This is a genomic window from Solibacillus sp. FSL W7-1324, from assembly GCF_038008025.1.
Taxonomy (GTDB): domain Bacteria; phylum Bacillota; class Bacilli; order Bacillales_A; family Planococcaceae; genus Solibacillus.
In genome coordinates, this window is sequence record NZ_JBBOYH010000001.1 from 1,319,248 (window position 1) to 1,342,556 (window position 23,309).

Below are 23,309 nucleotides of genomic sequence, written 5' to 3' on the forward strand. Positions count from 1 at the left end.
GCAACTAACAGTAAAAAGGAGTTTTTTCAGAATGACAATCAGAGTAGCAATTGCCGGGGCACGAGGCAAAATGGGAACAGAAGCAGTACATACAATCATGAATAATGACGGCATGGAACTTGTATCAGCTCTTGATTATAAAGAAGTCGGTACATCACTGGCATTGCTTGAAGAGTTCCCGAATCATTATAAAGTCCCGATTTATACAAATTTTGTTGAGCTTGTGCGTGAGACAAAACCGGACGTGCTTTTGGATTTAACAAATCCGCTTTGTGTTTATGAACGAACAAAACAGGCGTTATTACATAATATACGTCCAGTTGTAGGGACGACAGGTTTTACCGATGAACAGCTTGAAGAACTGCAGCAAATGGCAACAGAAAGACAATTAGGCTGTATTATTGCGCCGAACTTTGCGATCGGGGCAATTTTAATGATGAAGTTTGCCAAAGATGCCGCAAAATATTTCCCGGATGTGGAAATTATCGAAATGCACCATGACCAAAAGCTTGATGCGCCATCTGGTACGGGAATCAAAACGGCACAAATGATCAGTGAAGTACGTAAGGCTAAAACGCAAGGGCATCCGGAAGAAAAAGAAACACATACTGGTGCTAGAGGCGCAAACTATGACGGCATGCATATCCATTCAGTCAGACTTCCAGGTTTAGTTGCACATCAGCAAGTACTGTTTGGCAGCACGGGTGAATTATTAACGATACGTCATGATTCATTAAATCGCGGAAGCTTTATGAGCGGTGTTACATTTAGTATTGAAGAAGTAATGAAAACCAATACATTGATCTACGGATTAGAGAACATCATTTAGAAATGGGTTGATATTATGAAAATTGCTTTAATAGCACATGATCGGAAAAAAGATAATTTAATTCAGTTCGCGATAGCCTATTGCGATATTTTGAAAGAACATGACCTTTATGCGACAGGCACTACTGGCACAATGATTGAGGCCGAAACGGGACTTCCGATTACGAAATTCCGCTCGGGTCCATTAGGAGGAGACCAGCAAATTGGTGCGATGATCGCCAATAATGATATGGATATGGTATTTTTCTTCCGTGATCCATTGACAGCACAGCCGCATGAACCGGATGTCATGGCATTGGTACGGTTATGCGACTTGTATCATATACCGCTTGCGACAAATATGGGCACAGCGGAAATTTTATTAAAAGGGCTTCAGGAAGGTTTTGTTGACTGGCGCATTCTAGAAGAGCGCAGAAAATAAAATGTCGGTCAATTTTACTTTATAAATGTGTTTTATCATTTTAAATAAAGTTAAAATCGTATTGTTGAAAGGATGGGGAGCCGAATGAAAAAATTAAAAATTGGTATTACATGTTACCCGACAGTAGGAGGTTCGGGAGTCATTGCAACAGAGCTAGGCAAAATGTTGGCAGAACGAGGACATGAAATTCACTTTATTACATCAAGTGTGCCATTTCGACTTAATAAAATTTATTCAAATGTTTTTTTCCACGAGGTGGAAGTGAATAATTATTCGGTATTTCAATACCCACCATACGATATTGCATTAGCAAGCAAAATGGCTGATGTTGTTAAAGAGGAAAAACTGGATTTACTCCATGTTCATTATGCGATTCCTCATGCGGTTTGTGCTGTCTTGGCCCGTCATATGAGCGGCGAGAATTTTGGAATTGTTACAACACTTCACGGGACAGATATATCAGTTTTGGGCGAAGATTCTACATTAGCGCAGGCGATCAAGTATGGCATTGATTGTTCCGATGCAGTAACAACTGTTTCGGAATCGTTAAAACAGCAGACATATGCTTTAATCGATACGAAAAAACCGATTGAGACAATTTATAACTTCGTTGACGAGGATGTATTTAAGCCAGTGGATCCAGGCAATTTAAAAGAGCAATTTGGAATATTACCGCATGAAAAAGTGATTATCCATGTCTCGAATTTCCGGAAAATAAAGAATCTGCCGGATGTGGTTGATTCATTCCTGAAAATTCGTGAGCGTATGCCAGCCAAACTATTATTAGTCGGCGATGGTCCGGAAAAGCATCGTGTCACAGATATTGTGAAAGATTCACCTTATACGGATGATGTACTGTTTTTAGGTAAGCAGGAAAACATTACAGAACTTTTTGCGATCAGTGATTTAAAGTTATTGCTGTCAGAAAAAGAATCATTTGGGCTTGTATTACTGGAAGCGATGGCATGCGGTGTACCAGGCATCGGAACAGCGATCGGCGGAATTCCCGAAGTAATCGATCACGGTGTGAACGGCTATTTGGTTCCGCTTGGAGATACGCAATCTGTTGCGGATTATGCGGTCGAACTGCTGCAGGATGAAGAAAAACATCAGGCTTTCAGAGAAGCTGCACTAAAATCGGTACGGGAACAATTCCACGAATCAAAAATGGTTGAACAATATGAACGGATATATGAAAGTGTGGTTGAAAAGAAGAATGATTCCGCAACAATGGCAAGCGGCAAAGGAAGTCATTAAAAAGATTGAACATGCCGGTTATGAAGCTTTTATTGTAGGAGGAGCGGTGCGGGATTATTATTTACAGAAAGAAAATAATGATGTCGATATCGCAACGAGTGCATTGCCTGAAGAAATTCAAACAATCTTCTCCCAAACAATTGATGTCGGAATCGCTCACGGAACGGTCATTGTACTGGACTGCGGAGAACCGATCGAAGTAACAACTTACCGGACTGAGTCTACTTACAGTGACCATCGCCGTCCGGACACAGTCGAGTTCGTTCGAAATCTACAAGAGGATTTAAAACGTCGGGATTTTACGATGAATGCGATGGCCCTTAGTCAAACGGCAGAATTTATCGATTATTATGATGGGCGCCAACATATCGACAGCAAAATGATTTGTGCTGTCGGGGAGCCGGGTCAGCGTTTTGAAGAAGATGCTCTCCGGATGCTGCGCGCTGTGCGATTTGCTGCCCAGCTTCACTTCTCAATCGAGGATAATACGTTCGAAGCGATTAGACAAAATGCCGCTTCGATTGAATATGTGGCAATCGAGCGTATTCAAGTGGAACTATCAAAGATTTTTAGTTCTGCCCATTCGGCTTTTGGTATTGAATACATGGAAAAAACGACACTGAGTCATTATTTATATGGCGAGTTTAACTCTTCGGATTGGACACGATTTGCTTCGGATGACCGGCAAGTTGGCTGGGCATATTTCTGTTTAGTAAACGGCAGTGATTTGAACCTTCTTACAAAATATCGCTGTTCGAATAAGGATAGACTCTTCGTGAAAACAGTGCTGGATGCTTATGAGAGTCTACTCGACGGAATAAGTCATGTTGATTTGATGCGTTTTGATTCAATGGTTCTTAAAACAGCCTGCCAGTTTGTTATTTGGCAAAATCATACGCTGGATGTGGTCTATGAAGAATTGGTCGCACGAAAAAGCACATTGCCACTTCAGCATGCACATGAACTGGCGATTACAGGAAAAGACTTGTTGGTATGGTCTTCAAAAAAACGCGGGAGCTGGATTAAACAGGCGCTCGATGCAGCAGTTGAAGCGGTCTTAAACGGGGAAGTACAAAATGATAAACAACAATTAAAGGAATGGTTTTATGCATTTCACGATGAAGGATGAAATTTTGAAGCGGTTTTTGACTGCGGATGGAGAACCAATCTCCGGGCAGGTGCTGGCAGATGAGCTCAACGTCTCCCGAACGGCAATATGGAAGCATATGCAGACATTGAAGCAGGAAGGCTATGAGTTTGAAACAGTAAAAAAACGTGGCTATAAACTGTTGTCTGTACCGGATAAGGTGGATATGGGTCAACTGCAGCAATTTTTGACGACGGAACGCTATGGCCGGCAAGTTCATTATTATGAAACGGTAGAGTCGACACAGCTTGTTGCGCATGAACTTGTCCGTAATGGTGCACCGGATGGCACAGTAGTAATTGCTGAGCATCAATCTGCAGGGCGTGGGCGCATGATGCGTGAATGGGAATCTACAGAAGGACAAGGTATTTGGATGACGGTCATCATACGTCCGGATGTTGCCCCTCATCAGGCACCTCAATTTACATTAGTTACTGCTGTGGCCATTGTTGAAGCAATGAAGTCGAGTTTTAAAAATTTCACTCCTGAAATCAAGTGGCCGAATGATATTTTAATCAACGGCAAAAAAACAACGGGCATTTTAACTGAAATGGTAGCTGAAGCGGATCGTATCCAGGCATTGCTCATTGGAATTGGCATCAATGTCAATCAGCAGAAGAGCGATTTCCCTGAACAGCTGCAATCGATTGCAACTTCGATTGCGATTGAAGAAGGAGAGCCAATTGAACGTGTGCATTTTGTCGCCAAAGTGCTTGAGTGTTTGGAAAAATACAGTGATGAATACGTGAAAAACGGCTTCGGTCAAATTAAAAAGCTATGGGAACAGGCTTCGGGAACAATCGGAAAACGGGTGAAGGCAACAACACTCCGTGAAGTCGTTGAAGGGGAAGCTGTCAGTATTACTGAGAGCGGTGTCCTGGAAATTCGTCAAGCAAACGGGGAAATTAAGGGCATTTATTCTGCCGACATTGAACTATTATCATAAAGCTCAAAAAAAGTTTTTACAGCAATTATTTATTCTGTACGTTTTCTTCCAAACTTGTTATAGTAGCTCTAGGACAGTATCTTAATAGAACTGTACCTGCAACTGCTAGTCAACATTAAAAAAATCTGCTTTGATCTACACAGGACAGAGACGGAAGAAAACACGCATAAATGAATTCATTTTATACTTTTCGTTCGATTTTCTTTCCACTTAAAGTATGAAATGTGTTGAATTTACGTATGGTACTACCCTTCTGTCTAATTTTAGATAGAAGGGTATTTTTGTTTTCTTTCCACTTAAGGAGGAAGAATATGAAAACAACAGCACAGTTATTAAAAATGAAAGAGCAAGGCGAAAAAATTGTCATGATTACTGCCTATGATTATCCGGCAGCAAAATTTTCAGAAGCGGCAGGGGTCGACATGATCCTTGTCGGGGATTCCCTCGGGATGGTCGTACTCGGTTATGAATCGACAATGCGTGTAACGGTGGAAGATATGATTCACCATAGTAAAGCGGTTCGCCGAGGTGCACCGGATACATTCATCGTAGTAGATATGCCGTTTGGTTCCTATCATGGAGATGTGAACGAAACACTGAAAACCGCTGTGAAAATGATGCAGGAAACGAATGCAAATGCCGTAAAAGTAGAAGGCGCAGATGATGTCGTACCTGTTATTAAGAAGTTAACTGATGCCGGAATCCCGGTAGTGGCACATTTAGGACTGCAGCCACAATCGGCAGGGGTACTTGGAGGTTATAAAGTACAAGGAAAAACAGCCGAACAAGCTGAAAAATTATTGAATGATGCGCGATTTGTAGAACAGGCAGGCGCATGTGCCGTCGTGCTGGAATGTATTCCACATCAATTGGCAGAAGTTGTATCCCATAACTTAACGATCCCGACAATTGGTATCGGTGCAGGTGTAAAAGCGGATGGGCAAGTGCTTGTCTACCATGATTTACTGCAATACGGAAAGCACCACATCCCTAAATTTGTAGAAGCATTCGCCCATGTGGGTGATGAGGTGGAGAAGGGGATTACGGCTTATACAAATGCTGTAAAGTCTGGTACTTTCCCGACATTACAACAAAGTTTCACAATGAAAGAGACAGAGCTGATTGAGCTCTACGGAGGCGTAAAATAATGAAAGTTTTAACGACAATAGCCGAATTGCGGGAAGTAGTGCAAATGGCAAAATACAACCGGCAGTCAATCGGTCTTGTCCCGACAATGGGCTATTTACATGAAGGGCATTTAACATTGGCCGCAAACGCACGCAAAGAAAATGAACTAGTGATCATGAGTATATTCGTCAATCCAACACAATTTGGTCCAAATGAAGATTTTGAATCGTACCCAAGAGATTTACCGCGTGATACAGAATTGGCAAAATCTGTAGGGGTAGACTATATATTTGCACCGTCCGTAGAAGAAATGTATCCGCACAATGGTGGAATTACGATACGTGCAGGACGTCAGGCACATATTTTATGCGGTGCGAGTAGACCAGGTCATTTTGACGGAGTATTGCAGGTTGTAGCGAAACTCTTTAATTTAGTGCAGCCGGACCGCGCTTATTTCGGGCAAAAGGATGCCCAGCAAGTGGCAATCATTCAAACAATGGTACGCGACTACAATTTCCCGGTCACAATCCGAGTTGTGCCGGTTGTACGTGAAGAGGACGGATTGGCAAAATCAAGCCGCAATGTTTATTTGACTGCTGAAGAACGTTCACAGGCTCCGGCAATTCAGCAAGGGCTGCAACTGGCAAAAAGAGAGCTGCTGGAATCCGGCAGTGTGGAATCGGCCATTGCACTTGCGAAAAAAATAATCCATGACAATACGTCAGGTAACATTGATTATTTGATGATTTTATCCTATCCGGATTTAAAGGAAGTCGATGATCAAGCAGAGAAAATTTGTATTGCAGCTGCCGTTCATATTGGCAAAACACGTCTAATCGATAATTTAATTTTTTCGTTAAAAGGGGAAGTAATGTATGTTTAGAATGATGATGAACAGTAAAATCCACCGTGCCCAAGTGACACAGGCAGATTTGAATTATGTAGGTTCAATTACAATTGATGAAGATATTTTGGATGCGGTTGGCATGCTGCCGAATGAAAAAGTCCATATTGTCAATAACAACAACGGAGCCCGCTTTGAGACGTATATTATCGCCGGTGAGCGCGGGTCAGGAGTAATTTGTGTAAATGGAGCAGCGGCGCGCCTTGTTCAAAAAGGTGACATCGTCATCATTATTTCTTACGTGTACGTGGATAATAAAGAAGTTGCCGAACATACTCCGACTGTTGCGATTATGGGGGAAAGTAATACTATTAAAGAAATCATCGCATACGAACCGGAAGCAACAATTATGTAAAAACTTTTTGAAAAGCTGTCATGAAGGAATATTCCTATATGACAGCTTTTTTTATATTACATTTTTGGTTTATAAAGGATAATATTGTAATTTTTATATCATCTTCTTGTAATCTTTTTGAAATATAAAATGTGTAGACTTGGATTTAGCTTTATTTTACAAAAAAGACAAAAGATACAGGGGGAAATAATTAATATGTTTCAAAATAAACTATTATTTAGCTTTGCCTTCTTTTTGGTCACTACCTTATTCTTCACAAACGCGGCAATTGCTGCTACGCATACGGTGAAGAAAGGTGAAGAATTGGATGAAATTGCAGATCGTTATGACACATCAGTATATACATTACTTGAATTAAATGAAGTGAACGACATAGAAGAAGTAACGGAAGGTTTCGTACTGAAATTACCGGATCATATTAAAAACAAGGTACCGGTTGAGAAAAAAGAAAAAAAGGAAACGATTGATGACTTTGAAGTTGTCAAAACGTTAAAAGTGGAAGCAAGCGCTTTTACTGCATACTGTAAAGGATGTTCCGGAAAAACGGCATCCGGAATCGACTTAAAGAAAAACCCGGATATTAAACTGATTGCGGTTGATCCAAAGGTGATTCCGCTTGGAACGAAAGTATGGGTAGAAGGCTACGGAATTGCAGTTGCAGGCGATACAGGCGGTTCGATTAAAGGTAACCGGATTGATGTTTATGTTAAAACAAAGAAAATTGCGCTCAACTGGGGCCGTAAAAATGTAGAAATTAAAGTATTGAAATAAAGGAAGAATTGACAGCGAAATGCGATTGGCAGTTCGCTGTTTTTATTGATTAAATATTAAGAATTAATAGTAAATTGACGGTCGATTTGTTGCATTCCCTACATCGTAATGCTAATGTGAAAATTGAGGTGGTATAGATGGAAAAATTTGATTTAGCTGTCATTGGTGCAGGGCCTGGTGGATATGTTGCGGCAATCCATGCAGCAAAAAGCGGGTTGAAAGTAGCGCTTGTCGAAAAAGATAAAGTCGGTGGAGCGTGCTATAATGTCGGCTGTATCCCTTCAAAAATTATGCTTGAGCATAGCAAGCTAGTGCAGGAAATTCGGCGCGGTACCGATTGGGGTGTGACAGTCCCGACAATTAATATTGATTTTCCAAAGTTAATGCAGCGTAAAGACCAGGTAGTTGATGAACTGTTATCAAATATTGAAACATTTATCGGAAATGCACAGATTACAATGTTTCGGGGGAAGGCGACAGTGACCGCAGAACGAAAAGTAATCATCGGTAATGAGGCATTTACAGCAGATCATGTCATTTTGGCAACAGGCAGCCGCCCGTTCGTTCCGCCATTTAAAGGGCTTGAAAATGCACAATATCATACAACGGATACGTTTTTCTCGATCCAGGAGCTTCCGAAACAATTAACGATTATCGGAGGCGGGGTAATCGCAATTGAAATGGCATTTGCTTTAGCACCAATGGGAACAAAAGTAACCGTATTAAATCATAGTAAAGATATTTTGCAGACAGAAGAGCCGGATGCACGGCCGATTATTAAAGAAAAGATGAAGCAACTGGGAATCGAACTTGTGACAGACTTTACATTCGAAGAAATCCATGCGGACCATGTACAGACATCAATCGGGAATTACCCGTTCGAAAATTTATTGTTTGCGACAGGCCGCCGTCCGAACACTGAAATTGCTGAAGTGCTGGAGATGCAGATGGACGGGCGTTTAATTAAAGTTAATAATCACTATGAGACAAGTATTCCGGGCATTTTTGCGATTGGCGATTTAGTCGGCGGATTCCAGCTTGCCCACTCTGCAAGTGCAGAAGGAGTACATGCAGTCGATTATATTTTAGGGAAGCATCCGAAAGTGATCAATCAGCAGGAAATTCCGCGATGTGTCTATACACATCCAGAAATTGCGACATTTGGCATGCTGGAACACGAAGCACCTGCAGACAGCATTGTAACGAAGATGTATTTACCGACGAATCCTAAAGCCTTGCTTGAAGGAAATACACAGGGCTTTATGAAGTTTGTCGCGAGTCCTGAAGGGGATATTTACGGGGCATGTGTCGTTGGTGACGGCGCGACGGAAATGATCAATTCCATGCTGGCGGCAAAAGTATTAGGGGGATCCGTAAAAGATTTGGCAAGGCTTATTTTCCCGCATCCGACAGTAAGCGAGCATGTTGGCGATGCGGCTCGTTCCGTTTTCGGAAAAGCGATCCATGCAAAATAACTGGTTGCTACGGTGCAGATGAGATGCGCCGTAGCTTTTTCAATCCAATTTCTTTTTTATTGAGCTGAATTCTACTATACTTGTTGTATACAATTCCAACATGAGGTGACATATGGAAAATCAGTCAATGGAGCTTGTAGAAAAAGAAGTGGAAAATACGTTATATCAATGTATTGATTTTAATATAGAAGAAAACTATATTGCGATGGGACAACAGTTTGCTAAAGTGCTGGCACTACTGCAGGAACACGGGTTAATAAGTCCGGCTTTGAAAGTTATTACCGACCCGGCATACTGTATGACGGAGACGCGTATATTGCTCGAAAGTCTGCAGGAAGCGCAAAGAAGGCATGCCTCACGGAGAAAGCTGCTGACACATCGACATATTTTAAATGTATGGCTTAGGAAAAATCAGTATTTTCAGCGGGAAGTATTGCCGGGGTTTTTCTAGCGATATAATAAAATTTTATAATTCTATTACAATATCATTGCTTTTTAAATTTTTTTTATTTAAAATAAAAATAGTCAATACGTAGTAGGCATGGTGGAGTCAGTCAAACTGGCTGAACCATGCCTTTTTGTATAGTAAAAGGGGGATATTATGTTTATTTTTCAAATAGTTATCGTGCTATTGGCGACAAAAATTGCAGGGCATTTAACAGTACGTTTAGGTCAGCCATCAGTACTTGGGAAAATCCTGATCGGTATTATTATCGGACCTGCAATGCTTGGCTGGATTGTTGACAGCGAAGTTATGCAAACATTCAGTCAAATAGGGGTTATTCTATTAATGTTTTTAGCTGGTTTAGAAACTGATTTGGAAGATTTGAATGCAAATATGAAGGGGGCAATCTTCGTAGCTATCGGCGGTGTCATATTACCGATTGCAATGAGTTATCCGTTAGCATTGGCATTTGGTCTTACTCAAGGTCAGGCAATTTTCATCGGACTGACTTTAGCCGCTACATCAGTAAGTATTTCAGTTCAGACATTAAGCGAGATCGGCTGGCTGAAAAGTAAGGAAGGTTCTACATTATTAGGTGCTGCAGTATTGGATGACATTATCGTTGTTGTTTTACTTGCAATAGCCATGAGTTTCTTAATAGGGGACGATGTATCGATTCCTATGTTAATCGGCGGTAAAGTATTGTTCTTTGTTTTATTATTCGTTGTAATGAAATGGGTTATTCCACCGTTCTTACGCTTGTTTAGTCGCTTGAAAGTTACGGAAGCAATTTTAAGCGGAGCGCTTATTGCATGTTTTGCGTTAGCATACATAGGTGAACATTACTTTGGTATCGCTACAATCATTGGAGCATTCTTTATTGGTATTGCAATTGGTCAAACACCGTTTAAAGACACAGTCGAGCATAAAGTTGAACCGATTGCGAACGGGATTTTCGTGCCGTTCTTCTTCGTTAGTATCGGATTATCCGTTACTTTTGCGGGGATTACAGAAAATATTTGGTTCTTAGTTATCTTCTCAATCGTGGCAATTTTATCAAAACTTATCGGTTCTGGTCTTGGTGCGAAATTGGCTGGCTTCAACTGGAGATCTTCTTCAGGAATTGGTGCAGGAATGGTATCGCGTGGTGAAGTTGCACTGATTTTAGCAGCAATGGGATTATCAAGCGGATTGCTGCCGGCTGAAGATTATACACCGATGGTAATCGTAATTATTATTACAACATTAGTTACACCACCAATGTTAAAAGGAATTTTCGGAAATCGTTCAAATTTAATTGATTAATCTTGTTGAATGATTCTTTATATTATTGTATTCTATGTATTAGGTGCCAAAACCTCGGTGAAGATTTAGTCTTCACAACAAAAGCCTCCACCAACAGCACGGATTTGCTGGGAAGCTTTTGAATTGTGCAGGGAGATGAGCCCCTGCACACCTATACATAGTATATTAACCTAGTGTTGTCCCTTGTGGCGGCACTAGTTTTTTTTGTCTTTAAATAGGGTAGAGGTCTGCCGGGATATATTAGAACATTTGAGGGGATATTAGAAAATTTGCATCGGATATTTGAAGAACTGGGAATGATATTAGAACAAATTGGACTTTTATTAGAACAGTTAGCGGTAATATTAGAAAATCGCCATTTTATTGGAACAAATTAAATTTTATTAGAAGATTCTAAAATATATTAGAACTTCTAGAACGTTCATATACCGGCAATGTCTCAATATTTACGGTAGCAGCATTCCAGCGTGACATTGGGACAGCGCTATTCAATTACATGACCGCATTACCTCCAGTATGATAAAATGCCGTTATATTACTTGAACTGTGAGTTGAAGAAAATGAAGGAAAGTCAAAAATATGCGATAGTCGATATTGAAACAACAGGCCATTCTCCTGCAAGCGGCGACCGCATGATTCAAATCGCCATTGTAATTATGCAAGGCTGGGAAATCGTTAAAAAATATTCTACATTTATTAATCCGGGAAAACCGATTCCGTTATTCATACAGGATTTAACGAATATTACAGACGAAGATGTAAAAGATGCGCTGCCTTTTGAAGCATATGCGGATTATATTTATGAGTTGCTGGAAGGGGCCGTATTCGTAGCCCATAATACAGATTTTGACTTGAACTTTTTACAGGCGGAATTTAACCGTGCCGGTATATCGAAATGGCACGGAAAGAAAATCGATACAGTTGAACTGACAAAAATTTTATTCCCGATGTCACTAAGCTATAAATTAGCAGATTTGGCGAATGAGTTTCATATTGAGCTGGAGAGTGCACACCGTGCGGATGATGATGCACTTGCGACAGCGTATTTGTTGAAACATTGCTGGGAAGAGCTATTAACATTTCCGCTTATTACTTTGGAGCAATTGCATAAACGTTCTTTCCGTTTGAGAACAGACCTGTCCCAGCTGTTTTTTGATGCGCTTGTCATAAAACGAAGTAAAGCATTAACGGATGAAGGGCATGTCTTTTACCGTAAAATTGCCATCCGTAAAATAGCTCCGACGCCCAAAAGTGATGGGGACCAACTTGCCTACCCGCAAACGACAGATGAAAAAATGGCCTTATTATTGAAAGGGATTCCTAATTTTGAAGAGCGCCCGCAGCAGTTTCGTATGATGGACAGTATATGGCAGGCTTTCAATACTAATGCGGAACATGTCATTGAAGCATCAACAGGGATCGGTAAAACGATGGGTTATTTAGTGCCATCGATTTATTATGCTAAGAAAACGAATCAGAAAATCGGGATCAGCACATATACTTCCCATTTGCTCGATCAGCTTATGCAAAATGACATTCCATTATTGGAACAGGCGCTTGGCCAGCCGGTTAAAATGGCTTTATTAAAAGGGATGAACCATTATATCGATATTGAAAAATTCGAGAAAGAGCTAAAGACACAGGATGTTTCCTATGATCAGACATTTACCGTTCTGCAAACGCTTATCTGGCTTGCGAAAACGGAGACGGGTGATTTAAGCGAGCTGAATGTTTCGGGCGGTGGCCAGCTGCTTATCGATAAAATACGTAAGACCGCCTTGCCGAAAACAACAATGCCGCTTTACGATTTCTATTCACGTGCAATTCAAAACAGTCGCCAAGCAGATATTATTGTGACAAACCATGCGATGCTGCTAAGTGATCTCGTACGCAATGAACAGATTTTTAATTCATTAGGCGGCTGGGTAATCGATGAGGCCCATCAGTTTATTCAGGCTGCAATTAATCAGCACGAAAAAATATTCTCCTATATGAATTGGAAATATTTATTTGGACAAATTGGTATACAGGAAGATGAACAGCTATTTTATAAGATCCGTCGCGTAGCAATAAAAAAACATCTGTTAAATTATCAAACACTGGATCAGCTGGAAAAGCGCTATATTCAAATGGTCAACGCGTTTGATACGGCAATGACGGCATTGCTTCGAGGGGTGAAAGAAGCGCAGCATCACCAGACGAAGCAACTTCAGAAAATCGAAGTCTTCATTTCGGAATTGCAGCTGGGCCGTGAAGTTTTAATGAAAGTTTCGCTTACTGTACAGCAATGGGTGGATGAGGCGACCGAGCTAATCCGGAAGTTCACTTCAAGTGTGGAAGAGCTTGCGCCGGAGCATGAATATTTAATTGAGCAATGGCAGTATATCGTCAATGAGTTTACGATAAAACTGTCAGAGTGGGATGATGTTTTTCTAAATCAAGATCCTGACTATTCATGCTGGCTGGAGTTGGATCAGCGAAGTGTTCCGGGCAGTATCCAGCTCTATAAAAAACCGATAGAAGTGACATCAACAATCCGCAAGCTTTTTGATCCGATCCGAGAAAAGAGCGGCATTGTGTGGACATCCGGAACATTGACAGTACCAAGTAATGAGCGTTTTATAACAAACCAGCTTGGCATCAATCCGTCAATTCCGATTGAAAAGCTGCATGCGGACCCAAGTTATTACGACGGGGCAGAAGTGTATATTGTCAATGACATGCCGGACATTCAGGCTGTATCACAATCCGAGTATATCGAAGAGGTCGCACATGCCGTTACAAATACTGTGCGCATGACGAATGGACGATGCTTTGTTTTGTTCACGTCACAGGATATGCTTCGTAAAACGGTCAATCTAATACAGGAAAGTGAATTGCTAAGCGACTATATGATCTTTGCGCAAGGTGTGACATCCGGAAGCCGTATGCGGTTATTGAAGTCTTTCCAGAAGTTTAATCATTCCGTATTATTCGGAACGAACAGCTTCTGGGAAGGGGTCGATGTACCGGGAGACGGTCTGTCTGCTGTCATCGTTGTTCGGCTGCCGTTTTCTTCACCGGAAGAACCGGCCTTTAAAGCGCGGGCCAATTATATAACACAGCAGGGACGCAATTCCTTTACAGAACTTGCGCTGCCGGATGCCATTATCCGGTTCAAGCAAGGATTCGGGCGATTGATCCGTTCGAGCCATGATAAAGGGGTATTTATCGTTTTGGATCGCCGGATTGAAACAAAATCATACGGACAGCAGTTTATCGAGTCATTACCGCCAATTTCTATACAAAAACTGCCTCTACACAGTATGGTGCAAAGCTTAGGAAATTGGTATAATGAAAAACGATGAGGAAGGAAAGCAGGTTGACAAAAATGAAACAAAACTTTAAACAACAAACAAATACATCGGATTGTAAGGTGCAGTTATGAAAAACTGGATTATCTTTTCGGTTGTCTTTATTTTATCTTTGTCGCTTGTTATTTCAGTGTTTGTATTTTGGAAGGCCAATGCACCGTTTAGTGAAATAGAACAAAAGGCGGAAAGTTTTGCGCTGGAAACGAAAGCACTTGCTGTTGTTGATGATTCCTATGTTTACAATGGGAATAAGCCATATGTCACTGTTTTCGGAGTGGATGAGTATGGGAAGGAAAAAGCAGTCTTCGTCCCGATGAGTTTAGATGAGAATTCAATGCAGGAAGTATTTTTAGCAGATGGCATCACCGAAGATCAGGCGTTGTCTGTTTTTCAGGAAGATACTGCTGCGAAAGAGATTCTTCATATGAAGTTAGGATTCGAGGAGCCGGGTCCAGTATGGGAAATTACCTATAAAAGTGAATCCGGCAGCTTGAATTATGTCTATCTTCTATTTGAAGACGGGCAATGGTGGAAACGCATATTGAATTTGTAGAGGAGAGAGCAACATGAAACAATTGTTGGCAAATCGTGTAAAGACTTTAACACCATCTTCAACTTTGGCAATCACAGCTAAAGCGAAAGAGTTAAAGGAGCAAGGTATTGATGTTATTGGTTTAGGTGCAGGGGAGCCGGACTTTAATACGCCGGAAAATATTTTAAATGCAGCAAAACAATCGATGGATGCTGGTCTGACAAAATATACACCTGCTGGAGGGTTACCTGCTTTAAAGAAAGCGATCATTGATAAATTGGCTCGTGACAATAATCTTACATACAAAGCAAATGAGATAATCGTTGGTGTCGGAGCAAAGCACGTTCTGTATACATTGTTCCAAGTTATTTTAAATGAGGGCGATGAAGTAATTATCCCAATTCCATACTGGGTATCTTATCCTGAGCAAGTGAAGCTTGCTGGCGGTGTTCCTGTCTATGTGGAAGGAACACAGGAACAGAACTTTAAAATTACAGCGCAGCAATTACGTAATGCCGTTACTGAGAAAACAAAAGCGGTAATTATCAACTCGCCGTCGAATCCTTCTGGTATGATTTATTCAAAGGAAGAATTGGCTGAGCTTGCACAAGTTGCAGAAGAAAAGGATATTTTAATCGTTTCAGATGAAATTTATGAAAAGCTTGTTTACAATGGTATAGAGCATTATTCAATTGCGGAAGTTTCAGACGCAGTGAAAGCACGTACAATTGTTGTGAACGGTGTTGCAAAATCTCACTCTATGACAGGTTGGCGCATTGGCTATGCAGCTGGTGACGCGACAATCATTAAAGCGATGACGGATTTAGCATCTCACTCTACTTCAAATGCAACAACAACAGCACAATATGCAACGATCGAAGCATATAACGGCTCGCAGGCTGCAGTAGAAAAGATGAGACAAGCGTTTGAATCACGTTTAGAAGCGATCTTCCCGAAACTTGCAGCAATTCCTGGTGTGAAAGTATTAAAGCCACAAGGTGCTTTCTACTTATTACCGGATGTTTCGGAAACAGCCGAGAAAACAGGCTACACTTCAGTGGATGATTTTGTATCGGCACTATTAACAGAAGCAAATGTTGCGGTCATTCCAGGTTCAGGATTTGGTGCACCAGCGACAATACGTTTATCGTATGCGACATCTTTAGAATTATTAGAAGAAGCAGTTCGCCGAATCGATGCCTTTGTTAAATCAAAATGGCAAGATTAAGCGTCCTTGCAACATAAGCTTTGGAGGACTTGGACTTTATGAAAAAAATTATGATTAAAGATATGCCAAATCATATTGGCGAAACAGTAAAAATTGGTACGTGGTTGGCTAACAAACGTTCTAGCGGTAAATTAGCTTTCCTTCAATTACGTGATGGCTCAGGCTTCGCACAAGGCGTAGTTGTAAAAGCAGAAGTAGGCGAAGAACTTTTCGCAGTAGCTAAAGGCATGACACAGGAAACTTCAATGTATGTTATTGGTGAAGTGAAAGCGGACGAGCGTTCTTCTTTCGGAGCTGAATTAAATGTTACAGGTATCGAAGTAATCAGTCCTGCGAAAGATTATCCAATTACACCAAAAGAGCATGGTACAGAATTTTTAATGGACAACCGCCACTTATGGTTACGTTCTCGTAAACAACATGCAATCATGAAAGTACGTAACGAAATCATTCGTGCAACATATGAATTCTTCAATGAGAATGGCTTTACAAAAATGGATCCGCCAATCTTAACAGGTTCTTCACCTGAAGGTACGTCAGAGCTGTTCCACACAAAATATTTCGATGAAGACGCATTCCTGTCTCAATCAGGTCAGCTTTACATGGAAGCTGCTGCAATGGCATTAGGAAAAGTATTCTCGTTCGGTCCTACATTCCGAGCAGAAAAATCTAAAACACGTCGTCACTTAATCGAATTCTGGATGATCGAGCCTGAAATGGCATTCGTTGAGCATGATGAGAGCTTGGAAGTACAAGAACAATACGTATCACATATCGTACAATCTGTTCTGAAAAACTGTAAGCTTGATTTAGAGCGTCTAGGCCGTGATACTTCAAAACTTGAAAACGTGAAAGCACCATTCCCGCGTATTTCTTACGATGAAGCAATCGAGTTTTTACATGAGCAAGGCTTTGATGATATTCAGTGGGGCGATGATTTCGGTGCACCACACGAAACAGCAATTGCCAACCATTTCGACAAACCGGTATTTATCACATGCTACCCGATCGGTATTAAACCGTTCTACATGCAGCCACACCCAGAGCGCGATGATGTCGTTTTATGTGCAGACTTAATCGCTCCTGAAGGATATGGTGAGATTATCGGTGGTTCTGAACGTATTTATGATTATGAGCTAATGAAATCACGTTTAGAACAACATAACTTATCAATGGATGCATATGCATGGTATTTAGATCTTTGTAAACAAGGTGCAGTACCTCACTCAGGCTTCGGCTTAGGGTTAGAGCGTACAGTTGCATGGATTTCCGGAACAGAACATATCCGTGAGTCCATCCCATTCCCACGTTTATTAAACCGTTTATATCCATAATTAATGGTCATCCATCAAACGTTGATTGGAATGAAGGGGAAGCGACTCCTAGGGGCCAAGCACGTTGCCTGAGACTAGGAACAAAAGCTAAAAACGCCACGTCCTATGGCAACGTTTTTGTAACCAACATCGTGTTGGCCTCGTGCCCCTGGAAAGCGTCCGGCCCGGAATGGAAATCAACGTTATACTTTGGTGAAGAACTTAATCTATACAACGAGAAAACGTCCGGAATTTTGCCGGGCGTTTTGTCGTTACGAGCGCACAAAGGGGGATTCAACGATGTCTAAAAATTTTAATCGAATCCGCGTTTGGACGGAGCAATTACAAATTACTATTCCACAATTATTCTTTAAACATTATAGCGAATTGAACATACAAGATGACGAAGCATTGATCATTCTACATTTATTAACGTTCGAACAGGAAGGAATCGACTTTCCGACACCAACTGATTTAATGCAGCGGACAAATTTCCAATTGACCGCTATTTCTCAAATCATACAACGCCTAATGCAAAAAGGGTTTGTCGAAATTTCTCAAAGCACTGATGATTCTGGCCGCCTTGCCGAGAAATATTCAATTTATCCTCTATGGGAAAGACTGCTCGATCTGCTGCAATCAAAAGCACAACAGCAGGTTTCAACTGCCAACAAATTGGATGAGGCGAAAATTTTCCAGCTATTTGAACAAGAGCTGGGACGCCTGCTATCCCCAATGGAAATTGAAACAATCGGCATGTGGATGGATTTGGATCAGCATAGTCCTGAAATTATAAAAGCCGCCTTAAAAGAAGCGGTACTTGCTGATAAAGTAAACTTACGCTACATTGACCGTATTTTGATTGAGTGGAAGAAGCGCAACATAAAAACACTTGCACAAATTGAAAAACATAGTGAGCAATACCGTAAAAATACAATGACCGCTGCCCCGGTTCAACCGGTACATCAGCAAGAAGCAGTGCAGAAAACGGAGAAAGTTTCTTTCTATAATTGGTTAGAGGAGCGAGAATAGGAGGACACCAAAACTTTTATGTTAACAAAAGCAAAATGGAATCACTTTTTAGATGAGATGGATCGGATGTTTCCGGATGCACATTGTGAATTAGTGCATGACAATCCGTTTGAGTTGACGATTGCGACATTATTATCTGCGCAATGTACGGATGTCCTCGTCAATAAAGTGACGAAAGAATTATTTCAAAAATATAAAACACCTCAGGATTATTTAAATGTTTCGCTTGAGGAACTCCAAAGTGATATTCGTTCAATTGGCCTTTACCGAAACAAAGCGAAAAATATTCAATTATTATGTGCCCGTCTTATAAATGAATATGGCGGGGAGGTTCCGGCATCACGTGAAGAACTTGTCACATTGCCAGGTGTCGGCCGTAAAACAGCCAATGTTGTCTTGTCGGTTGCCTTTGATGTTCCTGCGATGGCTGTCGATACGCATGTAGAGCGTGTCTCGAAACGATTAGGACTTTGTCGGTGGAAAGACAGTGTGCTGGAAGTAGAAGAAACGATCATGAAAAAGACGCCGATAGAACGATGGAGCCGGGCGCATCATCAAATTATTTTCTTTGGTCGTTATCATTGTAAAGCTCAAAATCCCGGCTGCGGGTCATGTCCGTTATTGGATGACTGTCGGGAAGGGCAAAAACGTTTGAAAAAAGGTTTGGTAAAAATATGATGATTTCAGTTCAACAAGAGGCAATTTCAAAAGAAGTGGTGGACGCTTGGTACGGTGAATGGGAAACTTTGCGTGAAACGATTCATGCAGCCCATGAACGACGTGATGGATCAGCCCAGCAATTCATGGTGGAAGGAATCGAACATTTTGAGCAGTTTATTGTGAGTGGTTCTATGACTGAGACACCGTTTTCTGTGCAAAGTGAGTACGAGCTCATGCCAATTAACGGAATGGAGCGTCTGCAGTTTATAAAAGCACGTCCCGGACAATATGCATGCTATCGTCAATTGGACGAACTTTATAAAGAAACGAAAAAGCGCTGTGCACGACTGAGAATAAAAAAATAAATACGGCTTTTCATAAAGAAAAAACATCAATTTTTCCCTCTAAGAGAAAAATTGATGTTTTTTAGTTTAATCGTCTTCCGAGTCTTCCGGTCTTGTTTCACCACCAGAAGTCGGTGGGCTTGGCTGGTTTGGTTGTGATGGCTCAGGGTCTGGCTCATCTGGCTCTTCGGTATTACCACTGCCATTGCCGTTCCCGTTATTGCCATTGCCGTTGTTACCATTTCCGTTATTGCCGTTTCCGTTATTCCCATTGTTATTCCCGTTACCCGGTTGTTCCGGTTGTTCTGCATCATTCGGATCTTCAATGGAGTCATTTGGATCTTCAGGCTCTGGTGTTGTATTTCCGTCTACGTATAGTCCAACGCTAGCCGGATCACTTCGTAAATCACCCGAAATGGCTGTAACTGTAAATGTATATTCTTTCCCTCGTTCAATGTTCGGTACTTGAATAGCGGTTGCGCTTGTCGTCGAAATGACTGTTGCCGGACCGCCATCTACTTTCATTGAAACTTCAAATGTGACAGGATCTGTATCTTCACCAGAACCGGTAAGTGAAGAATGAGACCAGGAAATATCTGCAAGTTGTGCTGCATCATTAAATGATGCCTGTAAACCGGTAGGTGCATCTAAATTTTGAGGAACAAATTCCTCTGTATACTCAGTTGGCTCCGTTCCTTTAACAAATAGTTCTGTCGCTTTTTGTGTAGATGGTGTATATTCATTCGCCAGCTTTAATGGATTTGATCCAACGACAATTGAAGCCGATACGACACTGCTTGGCTGTTTAAATGATGACGACGGGTTATACTGATTCAAATCCGTCATGATCGATTTGAACAATTGTTGTGGCAACCAGCGCTCTTCCCAAGTTGTAATGGCATCTTTACGCTGTGAATAACCACCCCAAATCGCGATCGAGTAGTTTGTAGTATAACCGGCAAACCATGTATCCGGTACTGAGCCACTCTTTAAATTGAACTTTTCAAATTCATCTGATCCATAGTTAGTTGTACCGGTTTTACCTGCGATATCAACGCCTGCTACTGCTGCACGCGGCGCAGATGCATTACGTTTATTACTAACTGTATCACGTAAAATATCCGTTACCATATAAGCAGTATAATCACTCATCGCTTTTTTGGATTCCGGTTTAAATGATTTTGACGTTTTTCCATCACGGAAAACAATTTTCGTAATGGCATGCGGACTATTATAAGTACCGTTGTTGCCGAATGCTGCATAGGAAGCGGCCATTTGGACAGGAGAAATATTGACGCGTCCTCCACCAAGTGCTTCCGATTCTGTCAATCCGCTTGATTTAATCCCTAAGTTGCCTAAAAACTCTTTCGCACGTTCAGGACCGACTTCGCGGAACGTTTTCACCGCCGGGATATTTCGTGATGTATAAAGCGCTTCACGCACTGTCATCGCGCCTAAATAGCGGCCGTCCCAGTTACCGATTACTTGATCAGAACCGGAATACGTAATCTTTTCATCGACCGTAGTCTGACCAGTCGACCATTTTAAATATTCAATTGCTGGCCCGTAATCAATTAAAGGTTTTAAAGTTGAACCAGGCTGGCGTGTTGTCATATCGTAGGCAAAGTTATAGTTAAATTCACCTGTATAATTACGTCCGCCGCCAATTGCACGAATTTCACCTGTTGGTGTATCGATGACTGCAACACCGGCTTGGATCTCTTCGGTAGGGAAGTTGCTGTCATTGTTCATTAAATTTTCTACAGTCGTCTGCGCTTTTGGATCTAGCGTTGTATAAACTTTGATCCCTTCGGAAGTCAGTTCGCTGTCACCATTTTTTTCAAGTTCTGCTAAAACGACATCCAAAAAGGCCGGGTATTTCGTTGTACTGTTAGCTACACGCTCTTCTTCAGGAATGAGCCCGCCAGTAATAGGTTCCTTTTTCGCTTTTTCCGCTTCCGCTTCGCTAATTTTCCCGTGCTGAACCATTAAACCTAAAACGATATTACGACGTTTTTTAGCACGGTCCGGCTTTTTGTACGGGTTATAATTGTTTGGACTTTGCGGCATCCCTGCTAATTGAGCATATTCAGCCAATGACAGTTCACTTAATTCTTTTCCGTAAAATTCTTTCGCTGCTGTACCAAAGCCATGAATTCTACCTGACATTAGGATTTTATTAAAGTACATTTCGAAAATTTCTTCTTTACTATATTCACGTTCCAGCTTGATTGCGAGCCAAGCTTCCTGTGCTTTACGCTCCAGCTTTTTCTCATTGGTAAAGAATGAGTTCTTTACAACTTGCTGAGTAATGGTACTCGCACCCTGTGCACCAAATCCATCACGGAAGTTGGCAAGTACGGCACCGCCAAGACGCCATAAGTCTACACCGAAGTGATCGAAAAATCGTGCATCTTCTGTTGCAATAATCGCATCAATCATCTGCTGTGGAATATCTTCATATTTAACATAATTTCGTTTTTCTGCACCAATTGTTGCAAAAAGTTCGCCATTTATATCATAAAATTCCGATGAAATCGGATCCTTTAATGCATCCTCATCCAGTTCCGGTGCTTTGCTCACATAGTAGCCAAATAATGCAGCACCACTTAAGAAACCAATTACCCCAATTAAAACGATTGCTAAAACAATGCGCTTAATCCATTTCCCAGCAGAAGTTTTCGGTTTTCTGGATTTTTTGTTTTGTTGTTGACGTTCGCGCTTAATCTGTTCGCGTGTTTTTCTATTCTCCGTCACGTTGTTTCTCCTCACTTTCACAAACATTGTTGTTTGCGATTAACTTTTTTACCGCTTGCAAATAGTCGAGCCTCGGTAAATAACCTTCGGAAATTTCGAAGGCATCCTGCTCGAATACGGCGATTGGTATAGATTTTCTTCCCCCTTCATCCATTGCTGAAAACCATTTTGCCACAATATCATAAGAAATAACAAAATTCCGGTTTAGCATGCTGAATCGTACAATGAAAAACGCAACGCCTCGTTGATTTGTCACCGAGTGCATATGATCCATTTGATGGGGGTGAATGTTTTTTAATGGAAAGGATGTTTTACTATCCGTTTCTTTTGCTTCAAAATCAATGTAGTATCCATTCCATACGCCATTATAATCCGTCGTTGAAGGTGTGCGGAAATAAGCCTCTTTAATGACAGCAGCACTTCTAGCCGGATAATCTACTTTGACGATTTGTATAGGAACAGGTTTCTTGTGTATATTTGCCATATTCCTGTGTAAATAAAACATATTTGTTTCATTTAGGTCATCTTCTAAGCTTTTTCCACGGTTACTGTAATTGACGGCTCTTTTATTTTTTTCTTTAGCACTTGGTTGAGATTTGGCAGATTCTTTATTTTTCTCAATCTGTGGCGCATTTTCATAGAGTTTACCGTTTGGATAACGAATCACCATGGAATCACCTTCTTTCCTGGAAGAAATAATACGTTAATAGTGTATCACAAACAATGTACCCGTTAATAATTTTGTAAAAGCTATGCAAAATATAACTTCTTTTAGCGAATGGACACTATTTTTGCCACATGACAAGGATTCCGTAAAAAAAGAAAGAATCATTGTGGAAAAGGGGGCATTATATGTCGAAATTATCACGCTTAATCGAACAAGTTGAAATGGCACAAACATTATTATCACTGCAAATGGAACGCGAGCAATTAAGAATGAAAGTGGAGCATTTAACCAATCTACTCACTGTTTATCAAAAAGTTAGCTTAGCAGAAACAAAGAGTCAAGTAAAGAATGCCTGTTCGCATATAAGTAGTGCAAACGAGGAGAATTTGATACACTTAAGAACAAATATACTTTAGCCTGAATGGGCAAAGATCAATAAAA

22 protein-coding genes are annotated in these 23,309 nt (G+C 41.0%); 20 read left to right on the forward strand and 2 right to left on the reverse strand.

Features of this window, described 5'->3' with window-relative positions; translation table 11 throughout:
• Window positions 1-31: 31 nt before the first annotated feature.
• The 19 genes from dapB to MKY71_RS06465 all read left to right on the forward strand — a co-directional run bounded on the left by dapB (window position 32) and on the right by MKY71_RS06465 (window position 19,465).
• Window positions 32-829: a 4-hydroxy-tetrahydrodipicolinate reductase gene (gene dapB / locus MKY71_RS06375; protein WP_339175888.1), complete on the forward strand. Its 798-nt coding sequence runs from the start codon at window positions 32-34 to the stop codon at window positions 827-829.
• A 15-nt stretch (window positions 830-844) separates the two neighbouring features.
• A complete protein-coding gene (mgsA, locus tag MKY71_RS06380; protein WP_339175889.1) occupies window positions 845-1,249 on the forward strand; it encodes a methylglyoxal synthase in 405 nt (134 codons plus the stop codon).
• A gap of 84 nt (window positions 1,250-1,333) precedes the next feature.
• A complete protein-coding gene (bshA, locus tag MKY71_RS06385; protein ID WP_340731916.1) occupies window positions 1,334-2,506 on the forward strand; it encodes an N-acetyl-alpha-D-glucosaminyl L-malate synthase BshA in 1,173 nt (390 codons plus the stop codon).
• A complete protein-coding gene (locus MKY71_RS06390; protein ID WP_340731917.1) occupies window positions 2,430-3,635 on the forward strand; it encodes a CCA tRNA nucleotidyltransferase in 1,206 nt (401 codons plus the stop codon). The genes bshA and MKY71_RS06390 overlap by 77 nt, the downstream gene beginning before the upstream one ends.
• Window positions 3,613-4,599 (forward strand): biotin--[acetyl-CoA-carboxylase] ligase, encoded by a 987-nt coding sequence (locus MKY71_RS06395; RefSeq protein WP_339175893.1) that lies wholly within the window; start codon window positions 3,613-3,615, stop codon window positions 4,597-4,599. Before MKY71_RS06390 ends, MKY71_RS06395 begins: the two co-directional genes overlap by 23 nt.
• A 311-nt stretch (window positions 4,600-4,910) precedes the next feature.
• Window positions 4,911-5,747: a 3-methyl-2-oxobutanoate hydroxymethyltransferase gene (gene panB / locus MKY71_RS06400; RefSeq protein WP_340731918.1), complete on the forward strand. Its 837-nt coding sequence runs from the start codon at window positions 4,911-4,913 to the stop codon at window positions 5,745-5,747.
• A complete protein-coding gene (panC, locus tag MKY71_RS06405; protein ID WP_340731919.1) occupies window positions 5,747-6,610 on the forward strand; it encodes a pantoate--beta-alanine ligase in 864 nt (287 codons plus the stop codon). Before panB ends, panC begins: the two co-directional genes overlap by 1 nt.
• Entirely contained in the window at window positions 6,603-6,986 is a 384-nt protein-coding gene (gene panD, locus MKY71_RS06410) for an aspartate 1-decarboxylase (protein WP_339175897.1), read from the forward strand. The genes panC and panD overlap by 8 nt, the downstream gene beginning before the upstream one ends.
• A gap of 195 nt (window positions 6,987-7,181) precedes the next feature.
• Complete coding sequence (locus tag MKY71_RS06415) at window positions 7,182-7,757, forward strand: 3D domain-containing protein (protein WP_339175898.1); 576 nt, start codon at window positions 7,182-7,184, stop codon at window positions 7,755-7,757.
• 137 nt (window positions 7,758-7,894) lie between these two features.
• Entirely contained in the window at window positions 7,895-9,232 is a 1,338-nt protein-coding gene (gene lpdA, locus MKY71_RS06420) for a dihydrolipoyl dehydrogenase (RefSeq protein ID WP_340731920.1), read from the forward strand.
• 112 nt (window positions 9,233-9,344) lie between these two features.
• Window positions 9,345-9,683, forward strand: coding sequence for a transketolase (locus MKY71_RS06425; protein WP_340731921.1), 339 nt, complete (start codon window positions 9,345-9,347; stop codon window positions 9,681-9,683).
• A gap of 150 nt (window positions 9,684-9,833) precedes the next feature.
• On the forward strand, window positions 9,834-10,982 hold the full coding sequence (locus MKY71_RS06430) for a cation:proton antiporter (RefSeq protein ID WP_340731922.1): 1,149 nt from the start codon (window positions 9,834-9,836) through the stop codon (window positions 10,980-10,982).
• Between the two features lie 560 nt (window positions 10,983-11,542).
• Window positions 11,543-14,329, forward strand: a complete 2,787-nt coding sequence (gene dinG, locus MKY71_RS06435; RefSeq protein WP_340731923.1) for an ATP-dependent DNA helicase DinG — start codon at window positions 11,543-11,545, stop codon at window positions 14,327-14,329.
• 76 nt (window positions 14,330-14,405) lie between these two features.
• Entirely contained in the window at window positions 14,406-14,888 is a 483-nt protein-coding gene (locus MKY71_RS06440) for a cell wall elongation regulator TseB-like domain-containing protein (RefSeq protein ID WP_339198641.1), read from the forward strand.
• 13 nt (window positions 14,889-14,901) lie between these two features.
• The gene (locus MKY71_RS06445) at window positions 14,902-16,095 is read left to right on the forward strand and encodes a pyridoxal phosphate-dependent aminotransferase (RefSeq protein WP_340731924.1); all 1,194 of its coding nucleotides are present in this window, start codon (window positions 14,902-14,904) and stop codon (window positions 16,093-16,095) included.
• 38 nt (window positions 16,096-16,133) lie between these two features.
• Window positions 16,134-17,429: an asparagine--tRNA ligase gene (gene asnS, locus MKY71_RS06450; protein ID WP_079525914.1), complete on the forward strand. Its 1,296-nt coding sequence runs from the start codon at window positions 16,134-16,136 to the stop codon at window positions 17,427-17,429.
• A 279-nt stretch (window positions 17,430-17,708) separates the two neighbouring features.
• Entirely contained in the window at window positions 17,709-18,440 is a 732-nt protein-coding gene (locus MKY71_RS06455) for a DnaD domain-containing protein (protein ID WP_340731925.1), read from the forward strand.
• Window positions 18,441-18,458: 18 nt separating this feature from the next.
• Complete coding sequence (gene nth / locus MKY71_RS06460) at window positions 18,459-19,118, forward strand: endonuclease III (protein WP_339175908.1); 660 nt, start codon at window positions 18,459-18,461, stop codon at window positions 19,116-19,118.
• On the forward strand, window positions 19,115-19,465 hold the full coding sequence (locus MKY71_RS06465; RefSeq protein ID WP_339175909.1) for a YpoC family protein: 351 nt from the start codon (window positions 19,115-19,117) through the stop codon (window positions 19,463-19,465). Before nth ends, MKY71_RS06465 begins: the two co-directional genes overlap by 4 nt.
• Window positions 19,466-19,531: 66 nt before the next feature.
• On the opposite strand, the gene MKY71_RS06470 is transcribed toward MKY71_RS06465, so the two are convergent.
• Window positions 19,532-22,201: a PBP1A family penicillin-binding protein gene (locus MKY71_RS06470; RefSeq protein WP_340731926.1), complete on the reverse strand. Its 2,670-nt coding sequence runs from the start codon at window positions 22,199-22,201 to the stop codon at window positions 19,532-19,534.
• Window positions 22,188-22,871: a Holliday junction resolvase RecU gene (recU, locus tag MKY71_RS06475; RefSeq protein ID WP_340731927.1), complete on the reverse strand. Its 684-nt coding sequence runs from the start codon at window positions 22,869-22,871 to the stop codon at window positions 22,188-22,190. Before recU ends, MKY71_RS06470 begins: the two co-directional genes overlap by 14 nt.
• 182 nt (window positions 22,872-23,053) lie before the next feature.
• Here recU and MKY71_RS06480 point away from each other — a divergent pair, with 182 nt between their 5' ends.
• Window positions 23,054-23,284, forward strand: coding sequence for a molecular chaperone (locus tag MKY71_RS06480; RefSeq protein WP_339175912.1), 231 nt, complete (start codon window positions 23,054-23,056; stop codon window positions 23,282-23,284).
• Window positions 23,285-23,309: the final 25 nt, after the last annotated feature.